Genomic DNA, 14,593 nt, shown 5'->3' with positions numbered 1-14,593 from the left:
CTGCGCACCCGACTGCGGACCCTCCGCAGCCCGATGCCCAGATCAAAAATTGCCTGCAAACCACTCCTTGATGGGGCCGAACCATCCCTTGACCGAACTGGACTTCTGCGCAATGCGCACACCGCGCTGGCGCTGGTGCAGGGCCTCGGCCAACAACCCCATGACCGTGGCCATGCGCGGATTGCGCACCATGTCGGCCAGCGGACCGCTGTAGCTCGGCGCGCCCACGCGCACCGGCTTGAGAAAAATGTCTTCGGCCAGTTCGACCATGCCGGGCATCTGCGCCGAACCGCCGCACAGCACCACGCCGGAGGACAGCACCTCCTCGTAATGCGAATCGCGGATGACCTGCTGCGCCAACGCGAAGATCTCTTCGGCGCGCGGCTCGATCACGCTGGCGAGCACCTGCCGCGACAACATGCGCGGGCCGCGGTCGCCCAGTCCCGGCACCTCGAGCGTCTCCTCTGGATTGGCCAGCACCTGCTTGGCGATGCCGTGTTCGATCTTGATGTCCTCGGCGTCGCGCGTGGGTGTGCGCAACGCCATCGCGATGTCGCTGGTGATGAGTTCACCGGCCACAGGAATGATGGCCGTGTGGCGGATGGCGCCTCCGGTATAGATGGCGATGTCGGTCACGCCGGCGCCGATGTCCACCACGGCCACGCCGAGTTCCTTTTCGTCATCGGTCAGCACGGCATGGCTTGAGGCCAGCGGATGCAGTACGAGCTGCTCGACCTCCAGGCCGCAGCGGCGCACGCACTTGATCACGTTTTCAGCCGCGGTCTGCGCGCCGGTGACGATGTGCACGTTCACGTCCAGCCGCACCCCGCTCATGCCCACCGGCTCTTTCACTTCCTGGCCGTCGATGATGAATTCCTGCGGCTCGACCAGCAGCAGGCGCTGATCGGCCGGAATGTTCACCGCCTTGGCAGTTTCGATCACGCGCGTGACGTCGGCCTGCGTGACCTCGCGATCCTTGATGGCCACCATGCCATGCGAGTTCTGCCCGCGGATGTGGCTGCCGGTGATACCGGTGATCACATGGGTGATCTTGCAGTCGGCCATGATCTCGGCCTCTTTCAGCGCCGCCTGGATGGACTGCACCGTGGCCTCGATGTCCACCACCACCCCGCGGCGCATGCCTGCCGTGGGCGCCTGCCCCATGCCGACGATCTTGAACCCCGCTGCCGGGTTGTCGCGGTCGGCCAGCATTTCGGCCACGACCACCATCACTTTGGACGTGCCGATGTCCAGCGCCACCACCAGATCCTTGTAGTCCTTGGCCATGTCAGTCTTTCCTCCCCGCAGGTCGCGGTGTCGTCGTCTTGTTCGTGGTTGGGTTCATGCCCGGCAGATCCACGCCCTGCAGATGCACGGCGAAGCCATTGGGGTAGCGCAGATCGGCGCTGTCGATGGCGCGGCCGTAGCGCGTTTCCAACTGCGGCATCAGCGCCAGGAACTGCGTCAGCCGTGTCTGCGTCGCCGCGCTGTCGGGCGCACTGCCCAGGTCGATGCGCAGGCCCGATCGGGTCTGCACGCGCCAGTTGCCGCCGCTGCCCAGATCGAGCGTGGTCAGGGTCTGATGCGCTCGCGCCAGCAGAGGCTGCAAGGTCTGACTCATCTGCAGCACCTGCGCGCTCGTACCCGCCGGGCCGCTGAATTGCGGCAGCCCCAGCCCCTGCACCTCGCCGATGTTGGCGGAAAAGGTCTGGCCTTCGGCGTTGACCAGTTGCGTCGCGCCGCCGGGCTCGTGCCACAGCGCCACGGGCTGCTGTGCCTGTAGCGTGACGGCAAGACGCATGGGCCACAGCCGCTGCACGACCGCAGTACGCACCCAGGGCACGTCCTCGAACACCCGCTGCGCCTGGGCCAGATTGATGGTGAGAAAGTTGCCCTGCAGCTTGGGAAGGGCCTCGGCGCGCACCGTCACCGGACTGATGCGCTGCAGATCGCCCTGAAGTTGCACCGCGCGGATATCCCACCAGTTGCGCTGCATCAGCCAGTGCCCGGCCGCGACCACGCAGCCCAGGGCAAACAGCCAGATCAGGGCACGCGAGGTGCCCTGCATCAGCCGGATGTCCAGCGGCAGTTCGTGCGCGGCCGTGCTGCTCATCGGCTCACGCTCCTGTGGGGTTGATCGAGCGCGGCCATGCTCAGGATGAGCAGGCACAGGTCGGCGTATTCCAGCCCTGCGACGCGCGCGGCCATGGGCACGAGCGAGTGTCCGGTCATGCCCGGCGAGGTGTTGATCTCCAGCAGAAAGGGCTGGCGGTCGGTCGCGCGGATCATCACGTCGGCCCGCGCCCAGCCACGGCAGCCCAGGGTGCGATAGCTGCGCAGCACCAGATCCTGGATGCGGGCCTCTTCGTCGGCGGGGAGTTCCGAGGGGCAGATGTAGCGCGTGTCGTCGCTGAAATACTTGTGTTCGTAGTCGTAGTTGCCGCCCGGCGCGACGATGCGAATCAGCGGCAGCGCCCGGGCTTCTGCCCCCGAGCCGATCACGCCGCAGGTGACTTCATCGCCCTCGATGAACTGCTCGACCAGCACGCGGCTGTCGTAGCGCGCGGCCTCGATGTAGGCCGCTTCGACCTCATCGGGGCCATCGGCGCGCTTGAGGCCCAGGGTCGAGCCCTCGTGCGTGGCCTTGAAGATCAGCGGATAGCCCAGCGACAACGCGGCCTCCCGTGCTTCGTCGATGGAGGCAGCCTCGCGCCATTGCGGCGTGGGCAGGCCCTCGTAGTGCCACAGCCGCTTGGTCATGGTCTTGTCGATGGCCAGCGCCGAGGCCAGCACGCCGGGCCCGGTGTAGGGAATGCCCAGCAGTTCCAGCGCGCCCTGCACCGTGCCGTCTTCGCCCCAGCGGCCGTGCAGATTGATGAAGGCGCGCTGCGCGCCGAACGACCGCAGCGCGCCGATGTCATCCACCGCAGGATCGAAAGCGAAGGCATCGACGCCGCGCGACTGCAGCGCCGCGAGCACGCCCTTGCCCGACATCAGCGACACCTCGCGCTCGGCGGAGATGCCACCCATGAGCACGGCGACGCGGCCCAGGCCGCGCGGATCGATCTTGGGCCAGGCTGTCATGCCGCGTTTCCCTTCGTTGCCGCCGCCAGCGCCACGACCTGCGCGGCCACGGCGCCGATCGAGCCCGCGCCCATGCAGATCACCACGTCGCCGTCGCGTGTCATGTCCAGAATGGCCTGCGGCATGTCGCCGATGGTTTCGACAAACACCGGCTCGGTCTTGCCGGCCACGCGCACCGCGCGTGCCAGGCTGCGCCCGTCGGCGGCCACCAGCGGCGCCTCGCCCGCGGCGTAGACCTCGGCCAGCAGCACGGCGTCGGCATCGCCCAGCACCTTGACAAAGTCTTCGAACAGGTCGCGGGTGCGGGTGTAGCGGTGCGGCTGAAAGGCCAGTACCAGCCGCCGCCCCGGAAACGCGCCGCGCGCGGCGGCCAGCGTGGCGGCCATCTCGGCTGGGTGGTGACCGTAGTCGTCGATCAGGGTGAACTGCCCGCCATGGGCGGCACGAACTTCGCCGTAGCGCTGAAAGCGCCGACCCACGCCGGTGAAGCCGGCCAGCGCGCGCTGAATGGCGGCGTCGTCCACATTCAGCTCAGTGGCGATGGCAATGGCCGCCAGCGCGTTCTGCACGTTGTGACGCCCCGGCAGGTTCAGGGTGATGGGCAGCGGCGGCAGTTCCACGCCATTGCGCCGCAACACGGTGAAGTGCATCTGCGCACCCTCGGTGCGCACGTCGATGGCGCGCACCTGCGCGTCCTCGGCAAAGCCGTAGCTGGTGATGGGCTTCGAGATGAAGGGCATGATGCCGCGCACCGCCGCGTCGTCCACGCACAGCACAGCGGCGCCGTAGAAGGGCAGACGGGCGATGAAATCGACGAAGGCATGGCGCAGCCGGGCAGGGTCGTGGCCGTAGGTGTCCATGTGGTCGGCGTCGATGTTGGTGACCACGGCCATCACCGGCAGCAGGTTGAGGAAGGAGGCGTCGGATTCGTCGGCCTCGACCACGATGTACTCGCCCTGCCCCAGCTTGGCATTCACCCCGGCGCTGTTGAGCCGCCCGCCGATGACGAAGGTCGGATCGAGCCCGCCCTCGGCCAGCACGCTGGCGACCAGGCTGGTGGTGGTGGTCTTGCCGTGCGTGCCCGCAATGGCGATGCCGCGCTTCAAGCGCATCAGCTCGGCCAGCATGACCGCGCGCGGCACGACTGGAATATGGCGCGCGCGCGCTGCCAGCACCTCGGGGTTGTCGGCGCGCACCGCGGTGGAGATCACCACGGCGTCGGCGTCCTGCACATGAACGGCGTCGTGTCCGATGGCCACGCGCAAACCAAGCTCGCGCAGGCGGCGCACGGTGGCGCTCTCGCTCAGGTCGGAGCCGCTGACGCCGTAGCCCAGGTTGTGCAGCACCTCGGCGATGCCGCTCATCCCGGCGCCGCCGATGCCGACGAAATGAATGTTGCGAATGGCGTGTTTCATCGCCCTTGTCCTTGCATGGAAGTGCGACCTGGCAGCAACGCGTTGCAGCCGTCCACCACGGCCCGCACCGCGTCGGGCTGAGCCAGCGCGCGCGCGCGCTGCGCCAGTTGCAGCAGGCGCGTGCGGTCCAGGCCCTGCAGCAGATCGGCGAGCTTTTGCGCGCTCAGGTCGCGTTGTTGCACCAGCAGCGCCGCGTCGCGGCCTGCGAGAAATTGCGCGTTCACCGTCTGGTGATCGTCCACCGCGTGGGGGAAGGGCACGAACAGCGCGGCCACACCGGCGCAGGCCACTTCGGTCACGGTGGAGGCCCCGGCGCGGCAGATCACCAGATCGGCCTGGGCGTAGGCCGCGGCCATGTCGTCGATGAAGGCCACGCAGTCGGCCTGCACCCCGGCATCGGCATAAGCCTGCTGCAAGGCAGGCAGTTGCTTGGCCCCGCTTTGATGACGCACCTGCGGGCGCGAGCCTGCGGGCAGCAAGGCCAGAGCCTGCGGCACCAGGGTGTTGAGCGCCTGTGCTCCCAGGCTGCCGCCGACCACCAGCACCTGCAACGGCCCGCTGCGAGCGGCATAGCGCTGCTCGGGCGCGGGCAGCGCACAGATTTCGGCGCGCACCGGGTTGCCCACCCAATGTGCCGTGGGCAGCACGTCGGGGAAGGCGGTGTAGCTGCGATCGGCCAGCCGCGCCAGCACCTTGTTGGCCAGACCGGCCACCGCGTTCTGCTCATGCACCACCAGTTTGGCCCCGGCCCACACACTCATCAGGCCGCCGGGAAAGGCGATGTAGCCGCCCATGCTGACGACCACGTCGGCGCCGACTCGCCGCAGCGCGCGCAGCGCCTGCCAGAAGGCGCGCAGCAGATTGACCGGCAGCAGCAGTTTGGTCACAAGCCCCTTGCCGCGCAGCCCGCCGAAGCGCACCCACAGCATCTCGAAGCCGTGACGCGGCGCGAGCTGCGCCTCCATCCCGGTGGGCGCTCCCATCCAGTACACCGTCCAGCCCGCCGCACGCAGCCCCTCGCCCACGGCAATGCCGGGAAAGATGTGACCGCCGGTGCCTCCAGCCATGATGACCGCAACGGGAGCGCGCGCCAGCGCCGCATCGCGGCGGTTCCGGGAGGGACTCATGCTCATACGTGACCTCCACGCATCAGCACCCGGTTCTCGAAATCGACCCGCAGCAGCACGGCGATGGCCATGCAGTTGAGCAGCAGCGCCGAGCCGCCATAGCTCATCAACGGCAGCGTCAGGCCCTTGGTCGGCAGCAGGCCGAGGTTCACGCCGATGTTGATGAAGGCCTGACCGCCGATCCACACGCCCACGCCCTGCGCCACCAGCGCGCTGTACATGCGGTCGAGCACCAGCGCCTGACGGCCGATGTCGAAGGCGCGGCGCACGATCCAGTAGAACGCGAAGATCACCACGCCCACGCCCACCAGCCCGAGTTCCTCGCCGATGATGGCCAGCAAGAAGTCGGTATGCGCCTCGGGCAGGTAATGCAGCTTTTCGATGCTGCCGCCCAGGCCGACGCCGAACCATTCGCCGCGCCCCATGGCGATGAGGGCGTGCGAGAGCTGGTACGCGCTGCCCAGGGCATTCGACTCGGACCAGGGGTTGAGGTAGGCGAAGATGCGGTCGCGCCGCCAGGGCGAGAGCACGATCATCAGCACGAAGGCGCCGATCACCGCCACGCTGGACACCGCGAACAGCTTGCCGTTGGCGCCACCGAGAAACAGAATCGCCATGGTCAGCGAAGCGATGACGAGGAAAGCCCCCATATCCGGCTCGGCCAGCAGCAGGATGCCCACGAGCATCATCACCGCCATCATCGGCAGGAAGGTCTTGACCAGGCTTTGCTTCACGTCCTGCTTGCGCACCATGAAGTCGGCGGTGTAAAGCAAGGCGGTGAGCTTGACCAGTTCGGACGGCTGAAAGTTGAGCCCGCCGGGAAACACCACCCAGCGCTTGGAGCCGTTGACGTCCTTGCCGATATGCGGCAACAGCACCAGCACCAGGCCGATGAGCGAGAGGAAGAACAGCCGCATCGACCAGGTCTGCAGCACGCTCATCGGAATCTGCACCACGATCCAGCTCGCCAGCAGCGCCGCGGCGATCGAGAACAGATCGCGCACGAAATAGTGATAGGGCGACCACTGCGCGTAGCGCGGCGAATCGTGGAAGGAGATCGTGGCCGAATACACCATGACCAGACCGTAGGCCAGCAGCAGCAGGGTGACCCAGACCAGGTTCTGGTCGTACTCCAGCATGCGCGAGTTGCGCGGCGCCATGTGGCCGACGCGCACCGGCAGATCGGCCGCCGCCTTGCCGCGCTTGCGTCCGAACCAGGGCAGCACGCGCTCAAGCATGATCGCTCCCTTCGTTCCAGACCTGGCCGCGGCCTTCCGCGAGCTCCCGCACCGCCGCCACGAACACTTCGGCGCGGTGGGCGTAGTTGCGGAACATGTCCAGGCTGGCGCAGGCGGGTGACAACATCGCCGCATCGCCGGTCTTCGCCAGCGTGGCGGCGCGTTGCACAGCCTGCTCCATGGACTGTGTGCGTTCGACCGGCACCAGATCGCCGAGCTGTTCGGCAATGGTCTGGGCATCACGGCCGATGAGCACGGCCGCGCGCAGACGGGTTGCCTGCGCGCGCAGCGGCGAAAAATCCTGGCCCTTGCCGTCGCCTCCGGCGATCAGCACCACCGGCGCGTCCATGCCCGCGAGAGCCGCCACCGTGGCGCCAACGTTGGTGCCCTTGCTGTCGTCGATCCAGCGCACGCCGTCGATCACCGCCACCGTCTGCATGCGGTGCGGCTCGCCGCAATAGTCGCGCAGCGCGTGCAGCATCGGCGCCAGCGGCGCGCCCACGGCGTCGCCCAGGGCCAGCGCCGCCAGCGCATTGGCCACGTTGTGCGCACCCTGGATGCGCAGCGCCTCCGCGGGCATCAGACGCTGCACATGAAGTTCGGCCGGCTGCGGCGCAGCGACTCGGCCACGGCGTGCGGGCTTGTCCGCCAGCAGCGCGGATTCGGCCTCGGCGTCGGGCGTGGCGCGCACCAGCCAGTCGATGCCGCCTTCGCGTGCCACCCCCCAATCACCGGGCTGCTGTGGCGCTGACAGGCCGAATCGCCGCAGCCTGCGCCCGGGGCGCTGCATCGCCAGCACCTGCGCGTCGTCGCGGTTGAGCACCATGACCCCGCGTCCGTTCTGGTTGCCAAAGATGTTGCTCTTGTCCGCGGCATAGGCCGCCATGTCACCGTGCCAGTCCAGATGATCCTGGGTGAGGTTGAGCACCGTGGCGGCGTCGGCGGCGAAGTCGTCCATGCCGTGAAGCTGGAAGCTGGAGAGTTCCAGCACCCAGGCCTGCGGCAGCGCGTCCTGCGCCAGCCTTTGCTGCAGCACGTCGAGCATGGAGGGCGAGATATTCCCGGCCACTGCCACGGTCCACCCGGCTCGCTCCAGCATCAAGCCGGTCAGGCGGGTGACGGTGGTCTTGCCGTTGGTGCCGGTGATGGCCACGACCTTGGGTGCGTAGCCCTGCTGCGCCCGCAGGTCGTCGAGCGCCCACTGAAACAGATGCAGTTCACCCGCCAGCGGCACGCCACGCTCGGCGGCAAGCCGAACGATGGCGGCAAACTCGCCCGCATGCGGCGCGATGCCCGGGCTGCGCAGCACCAGTTGCGCGTCGCCCAGCAGATCGGCGCTCAGGTCGCCACAATGCACCTGCACCGCGGGCAGCTCTTGCCGCAGCGCGGCCAGCCCCGGAGGCTGGGTGCGGCTGTCGGCCACGCGCACGCTGGCGCCTTGCGCCGCGCACCAGCGCGCCATCGCCAGGCCGGACTCTCCCAGGCCGAGCACCAGAACGGAGCGATCTTGCAGCTTCATCGCAGCTTCAGGCTCGCGAGCCCGACCAGACAGAGGATCATGGTGACGATCCAGAACCGCACGACCACCTGCGACTCTTTCACCCCGAGCTGCTCGAAGTGATGGTGCAGCGGCGCCATCTTGAAAATGCGCTTGCCGACGCCGTATTTCTTTTTCGTGTATTTAAAGTAGGTCACCTGGATCATCACCGACACGGTCTCGGCGACGAACACCCCGCCCATGATGGCCAGCACGATTTCCTGCCGCACGATCACGGCAATCGTCCCCAGCGCGCCGCCCAGCGCCAGCGCGCCCACGTCGCCCATGAACACCTGCGCCGGATAGGCGTTGAACCAGAGGAAGGCCAGCCCCGCGCCCACCATGGCGCCGACGAAGATCAGCAGTTCGCCCGTGCCCGGAATGAAGGGAAACAGCAGGTATTTGGAATACACCGCATTGCCTGCGACATAGGCGAACACGCCCAGCGAACTGCCCACCATGACCACGGGCATGATGGCCAGGCCATCGGCGCCGTCGGTGAGGTTGACCGCGTTGCTGCTGCCCACGATGACCAGATAGCTCAGGACGATGAAGCCGACCACCCCCAACGGATAACTGACCGATTTGAAGAACGGCACGATGAGGTCGGAGGCCGGCGGCAAGGGCATGGTCATGCCGCTGCGCAGCCACTCGACGAACAGATGCCACACCGCGGCATTGCTCTTGCCCGACACCGCGAAGGCCAGATAGAACGCCGCGGCCACGCCGATGAGCGTCTGCCAGAAATACTTGTCGCGCGAGCGCATGCCGTTGGGGTCGCGGTACACAACCTTGCGGTAGTCGTCGGCCCAACCGATGGCGCCGAAACCCAGCGTCACCAGCAGCACCAGCCAGACGAAGCGGTTGCTCAGATCCATCCATAGCAGGGTGGACACGCCGATGGCCAGCAGGATGAGCACCCCGCCCATGGTGGGCGTACCAGTCTTGATGAGGTGGGTCTGCGGGCCGTCCTGGCGCACCGCCTGGCCGACCTTCATCGCGGTGAGCTTGCGAATCACCGCAGGCCCGGCGAGCAGGCCGATGATCAGCGCCGTGAGCGTGCTCATCACCGCGCGAAAGGTGATGTAGTTGAACACCCGGAAAAAGCCCAGCTCGGGCGACTGGGTCATCAACCACATCGCCAGGCTATGCAGCATGGGATACCTCCTGATCGCGGGCGCCGTTGCCGTTCGGGGCCAGTGCCGCGATGGCCTGCACCGCGCACTCCATGCGCATGAAGCGCGAGCCCTTCACCAGCACGGTGTCGAAGCCGTCCAGGTCGGGCCACTGCAGGGCCAAGGCCGCCGCATCGGGCTCATGGCGGGTGGCTTGCAGACCGGCGGCCTGCGCCGCGGCCACCGTGTGCGCGGTCATCTCGCCACAGGCCCACAGGGCAGAGACGCCGCGCTGTGCGGCGTAGGCGCCCACTTCGGCATGAAACGCCGGTCCCTGGTCGCCCACCTCGCCCATGTCGCCCAGGATCAACAGGCTGCGTCCGGGCAGCTCGGCCAGCACGTCGATGGCCGCGCGCACCGAGTCGGGATTGGCGTTGTAGCTGTCGTCGATCAACAGCAGCGCCCGGCCGTCAGCCCATTTCAGACGATGAGGCACCAGCCGTCCCGCCACCGGAGCAAAGCTCTCGAGACCGCGGCAGATGGCCTGAAGCGGCGCCCCTGCGGCCAAGGCCGCGGCGGTGGCCGCCAGCGCGTTGCGGGCGTTGTGCCGCCCGAGCAAGGCCAGGCCGACTTCGGCGTGACCGGCAGGCGTGGCCAGTTGCAGGCGGAGTTGACCCTCCCGATAGAAGGCGCGCCCGCTGACTTCGGCTTCGGGTTGAGGCGCATCGTCCTCGCGCAAGGCGAAGCGCAAGACCTGCCGACCCTCGCTTTGCGCGACCCAGACCTGCGCCTGGGCGTCGTCGGCCGGAAACACGGCCACGCCGCTAGGCGGCAACGCTTCGAGCACGGCACCGTTCTCGCGCGCGACGGCCTCGACGCTCTGCATGAATTCCTGATGCTCGCGCTGGGCGTTGTTCACCACCGCCACGGTGGGCTCGGCCAGACCGGCCAGCCAGGCGATCTCGCCCGGGTGATTCATGCCCAGTTCCACCACGGCGGCCTGATGCTGCGGGCGCAGCCGCAGCAAGGTGAGCGGCACGCCGACCTCGTTGTTGAAATTGCCCCGTGTCGCCAGACGCCGGTCTTCGCCATGCCACGCGGCGAGGATGGCGGCGAGCATCTGCGTCACCGTGGTCTTGCCGTTGCTGCCGGTCACCGCGATCAGGGGCAGGGTCTGCTGCCGCCGCCAGCCGCGCGCCAGCAGGCCGAAGGCGCGCAGGCTGTCGGCCACCTCGATGCCCGGCAGGCCGGTGTCTGCAATGCCACGCTCGGCCAGCAAGGCGGTGGCGCCCGCGGCCCTGGCCTGGGGCAGAAAGTCATGGGCGTCGAAGCGCGCGCCACGCAGCGCGACGAACAGGGCGCCGGGTGTGAGCTTGCGGCTGTCGCTCTCCACCGCAGTGGGGGCGGCTTGGGCATCGCCGATGAGCCGGGCACCCGACCCGATCCAGTCGCGCGCTTCGCCCAGGGTGAACAGGCCGACACCCCGCGCAGCCAGCGCCATGCGAGCGTGGAAGGCATCGCTGAAAGGCTGTTTGTGCCCGGCGATCTCCTGGGTATTCTCGTGGCCCTTGCCTGCGATCAGCACCACGTCTTCAGCGGCGGCATGGGCGAGAGTCTGGGCGATGGCCAGCGCGCGATCTTCGATCAGCAGCGCCTGCGCGGGGCTTTGCAAGCCGGCAAGCAAATCCTGCAGGATGGCGCCCGGCGCTTCGCTGCGCGGGTTGTCGCTGGTGAGCACCACGCTGTCGGCCCGGGCTTCGGCGGCCTGCGCCATCAGCGGGCGTTTGCGCGCGTCGCGGTCGCCACCGGCACCGAACACGCACCACAGCTTGCCCTGCCGCGCCGCGGTCACAGGGCGCAGCGCCTGGAGCGCCTTGTCCAGCGCATCGGGCGTATGGGCGTAGTCGATGACGGCCAGCGGCGCGCCATGACCGCCGAGCGTCTGCATGCGCCCGGGCACCGCGCGCACGGTGCGCAGCGCAGCGGCTATGGCGGTGTCATCCATGCCCGTGGTCTGCAACAGCGCCGCCACGACCAGCAGGTTGTGCAAATTGAAGACGCCGAGCACCGGCAGATCGAAGGCATGACGGACGTGCCCATGCGCCAGGGAGAAGCGCTGGCCCGCAAGGCTCTGCTCGATGTTCTCGGCGCGCCAGTCCGCCGGGGCATTGAGCGCGACCCTCTGCACCAACAGGCCACGGCTGCGGCAGTCTTGCAGCAGGGTCGAGGCGCCGAAGGGGTCGTCGATGTCGATCACGGCATGGCGCAGCCCCGGCCAGGCGAACAAGGCCTGCTTGGCGCGCGCATAGGCGGCCATGTCGCCGTGGTAGTCGAGGTGATCCTGGGTCAGGTTGGTGAAGGCCGCGGCGTGCAGTTCGCAGCCCGCCAGACGATGTTCGGCCAGGCCGATGCTCGAGGCCTCGATCGCGCACCACTGCGCACCCTGTTCCCGCAAGGTGGCGAGCAGGGCCTGCAGACGCACGGGGTCGGGCGTGGTGAATCCGGTGGACTGCAGCGCATCGGGCCAGCCGGCGCCGAGGGTGCCGATCACGCCGCAACGCTGCCCAGCCGCGTTCAGCGCCTGAGCCGTCCAGAGGGCGCACGAAGTCTTGCCATTGGTGCCCGTCACCGCCAGCAGCTTGACCTGCCGCGACGGATGGCCGTACCAGGCGGCCGCGAGCGGCCCAGCCAGGGCCTTGAGCCCCTGCACCGCCAGAATGCGCCGATCGGAAAAGCCGAAGTGCTGCGCGCCCTCGGCCTCGACCAGCGCGGCCGCCGCGCCTGAAGCCAGCGCCTGCATGACGAACTGGCGCGGATCGCGCGCGGCGCCCGGCCAGGCGACGAACACCTCGCCCGAGCGAAGATGCCGCGTATCGGTCGTCCACGGCGCCTTCGGCCCGACCCGCAGATCGCGCAGCGCTTGCAGCACGGCATCGACCGTGTTCATGCGCCCCCCTTCACGGCCCGGCCGGCCGGGAGCTGCAAGGCCTGCGCCGTCTGCGCGGGCACCAGATCGGGCTTGACCGGCAGATCGGGCTGCACGCCCAGGATGCGCAGCGCCTGCGGCACCACGGCACCGAACACCGGGGCCGACACCTGCCCGCCGAAATGCTTGCCCGCCGAGGGCTGATCCACCGAGACCGCCATGACCAGCACGGGATGGTTGATCGGCGCCAGACCGACGAACTGGGCGCGGAACAGCTTCTTGTCGTACCTGCCGTCCTTGGCGATCCAGGCCGTGCCCGTCTTGCCGCCGGTGGAGTAGCCCGGCACCGCAGCTGCGGGCGCGGTGCCGCCGGGCTGCGTCACCAGCGCCAGCATGCCGCGCATTTCGCGCGCCACGGTGGGCGAGACGACCTGCACGCCTTCTGGTGCCTGGTCGTGCTTGAACAGGGTGACCGGGAAGATGCGCCCCCGGTCGGCGAAGATCAGGTAGGCATGCGCCAGCTGCAGGGTGGAGATGCCCAGGCCGTAGCCGAAGCCCATGGTGATGCGGTCGATCGGACGCCAGCGTTTCATCGGTCGCATCAGACCGCTGGTGGCGCCGGGAAATTCGATCTGCGGGCGCTGGCCGAAGCCGACCGCGGTGTACATGTCCCACTGCACCTGGGCCGGCATCTTGCTCACGACCTGCGAGGTGGCGACGTTGCTCGAATACTGGATGACCTGCGGCATCTCGATGTCGCCATTGTTTTCATCGTCACAGATATTGGCGCCATAGAACTGCTGGCAGCCCGGCGCGGTGTGGAACACCGTGGTCGGGGTGACGATGCCGGCCTGCAGCGCCGCGCTGAGAGTGATGGGCTTGAGCACCGAACCGGGCTCGAAGGCATCGGTCACCGCGTAATTGCGAATGTCCGACTCGGTCATGTTGCGGCGGCTGTTGGGGTCGAAGCTCGGGTAGTTGGCCATAGCCAGAATCTCGCCGGTCTTGGCGTCGATCACCACGGCGCTACCGTTCTTAGCCTTGTTGTCCACCACGGCCTGCTTGAGCGCCTGGTAGGTGAGGTACTGGATCTTGCTGTCGATCGACAGGCGCACATCCTGCCCGTCCACCGGCGGCACGCCGCCCGACACGTCCTCGATCACATTGCCCAGCCGGTCCTTGACCACCTTGCGCACGCCCGGGTGGCCTGCCAGGCGCGACTGCAACGCCAGCTCCATGCCGTCCTGGCCCTGGCCTTCGATATTGGCAAAGCCGATGAGCTGCGCTGCGGCCGACCCCTCCGGGTAATAGCGCTTGTAGCTGGGCGACTCGTAAATGCCCTTGATGCCCAATGCCTTCACCTGCTTGGCGATGTCGATGTCCACCTGCCGCTTGAGGTAGACGAACTGCTTGTCGGAGTCGAGGCGACGCTTCAGAGTCTCGGCGTTCAGGCCGAGCAGCCGCGCGAGTTCCTGCACCTTGCCGTTGTCGGACTCGACCTGGGTCGGGTCGGCCCAGATGGTCTTGGCCGGAATGCTCGACGCCAGGATGTTGCCGTTGCGGTCAAGAATGCGCCCGCGCATGGCCGGCAGCTCGATGGTGCGCACAAAGCGCAGCTCGCCCTGGTTCTGATAGAACTGAGTCGTCCAGACCTGCACCCAGAAGGCGCGCAGCGCCAGCGCGGCAAAGGCGGCGAACAACAGCCCCTTGACCAGCCAGGCGCGCCCCGGCGGCAGCTTGACGTTCAGCAGCGGGCTTTTGCCGTAGCTGGCGGCCGGCACGTGAGGTCGCAGCGCAGGGTTTTTCATCGCCGCGCTCCCTGATGGCCCGCCGAGCGGGGCTGAGACTGCGGCACCACGGGCAGCGGCGGCAGCGTCGACTGGCCCTCCTGCACGAACACGGTACGCGCTGCGGTGATCGGGCGCATGTCGAGCTGCGTCTGCGCCAGTTTCTCGATGCGGCCCGGCGCGCTCATGGCGCGGTATTCCACCTGCAGACGATCCCGGTCCATCTGCAACTGCTCGGCCCGCTGCTGCGCCACATCCAGCGCCGCGAACGTGCGCCTGCCCTGGTACTGCGCGCGCACCACCGACATGGCGCACAGCACCACGACGAATAGGAGCACGAGGTTGATGCGGGTCATGGCGGCTC

The 14,593-nt window shown here is 68.2% G+C and carries 11 protein-coding genes; all 11 read right to left on the bottom strand.

Going from position 1 to position 14,593, the window contains the following annotated elements:
* Window positions 1–42 precede the first annotated feature (42 nt).
* From ftsA to ftsL, 11 genes are read right to left on the bottom strand one after another with little or no spacing between them, the layout of a single operon-like run.
* Window positions 43–1,287: a cell division protein FtsA gene (ftsA, locus tag ASC45_RS05605; RefSeq protein ID WP_055450041.1), complete on the bottom strand. Its 1,245-nt coding sequence runs from the start codon at window positions 1,285–1,287 to the stop codon at window positions 43–45.
* 1 nt (window position 1,288) lies between these two features.
* A complete protein-coding gene (locus ASC45_RS05600) occupies window positions 1,289–2,113 on the bottom strand; it encodes a cell division protein FtsQ/DivIB (RefSeq protein ID WP_055450040.1) in 825 nt (274 codons plus the stop codon).
* Window positions 2,110–3,084, bottom strand: a complete 975-nt coding sequence (locus ASC45_RS05595) for a D-alanine--D-alanine ligase (RefSeq protein ID WP_055450039.1) — start codon at window positions 3,082–3,084, stop codon at window positions 2,110–2,112. The genes ASC45_RS05600 and ASC45_RS05595 overlap by 4 nt, the downstream gene beginning before the upstream one ends.
* On the bottom strand, window positions 3,081–4,499 hold the full coding sequence (murC, locus tag ASC45_RS05590) for a UDP-N-acetylmuramate--L-alanine ligase (RefSeq protein WP_055450038.1): 1,419 nt from the start codon (window positions 4,497–4,499) through the stop codon (window positions 3,081–3,083). The genes ASC45_RS05595 and murC overlap by 4 nt, the downstream gene beginning before the upstream one ends.
* Window positions 4,496–5,632, bottom strand: coding sequence for an undecaprenyldiphospho-muramoylpentapeptide beta-N-acetylglucosaminyltransferase (murG, locus tag ASC45_RS05585; RefSeq protein WP_425427602.1), 1,137 nt, complete (start codon window positions 5,630–5,632; stop codon window positions 4,496–4,498). Before murG ends, murC begins: the two co-directional genes overlap by 4 nt.
* Window positions 5,629–6,864: a putative lipid II flippase FtsW gene (gene ftsW / locus ASC45_RS05580; protein WP_055450037.1), complete on the bottom strand. Its 1,236-nt coding sequence runs from the start codon at window positions 6,862–6,864 to the stop codon at window positions 5,629–5,631. The genes murG and ftsW overlap by 4 nt, the downstream gene beginning before the upstream one ends.
* Window positions 6,857–8,383 (bottom strand): UDP-N-acetylmuramoyl-L-alanine--D-glutamate ligase, encoded by a 1,527-nt coding sequence (gene murD / locus ASC45_RS05575; protein ID WP_055450036.1) that lies wholly within the window; start codon window positions 8,381–8,383, stop codon window positions 6,857–6,859. The genes ftsW and murD overlap by 8 nt, the downstream gene beginning before the upstream one ends.
* On the bottom strand, window positions 8,380–9,558 hold the full coding sequence (gene mraY / locus ASC45_RS05570; RefSeq protein WP_055450035.1) for a phospho-N-acetylmuramoyl-pentapeptide-transferase: 1,179 nt from the start codon (window positions 9,556–9,558) through the stop codon (window positions 8,380–8,382). The genes murD and mraY overlap by 4 nt, the downstream gene beginning before the upstream one ends.
* Window positions 9,548–12,463 carry a bifunctional UDP-N-acetylmuramoyl-L-alanyl-D-glutamate--2,6-diaminopimelate ligase MurE/UDP-N-acetylmuramoyl-tripeptide--D-alanyl-D-alanine ligase MurF gene (gene murF, locus ASC45_RS05565; protein WP_055450034.1) on the bottom strand — a complete coding sequence of 972 codons (2,916 nt, stop codon included), beginning with the start codon at window positions 12,461–12,463 and terminating at the stop codon, window positions 9,548–9,550. Before murF ends, mraY begins: the two co-directional genes overlap by 11 nt.
* Window positions 12,460–14,250: a peptidoglycan D,D-transpeptidase FtsI family protein gene (locus tag ASC45_RS05560; protein WP_055450033.1), complete on the bottom strand. Its 1,791-nt coding sequence runs from the start codon at window positions 14,248–14,250 to the stop codon at window positions 12,460–12,462. The genes murF and ASC45_RS05560 overlap by 4 nt, the downstream gene beginning before the upstream one ends.
* Window positions 14,247–14,585, bottom strand: a complete 339-nt coding sequence (gene ftsL / locus ASC45_RS05555; protein WP_055450032.1) for a cell division protein FtsL — start codon at window positions 14,583–14,585, stop codon at window positions 14,247–14,249. Before ftsL ends, ASC45_RS05560 begins: the two co-directional genes overlap by 4 nt.
* Window positions 14,586–14,593: the final 8 nt, after the last annotated feature.

The organism is Thiomonas bhubaneswarensis (assembly GCF_001418255.1).
GTDB classification, from domain to species: Bacteria; Pseudomonadota; Gammaproteobacteria; order Burkholderiales; family Burkholderiaceae_C; genus Thiomonas; species Thiomonas bhubaneswarensis.
The sequence above is the reverse complement of the archived record's forward strand: the minus strand, read 5'-3'. Positions and strand labels throughout refer to the sequence as shown.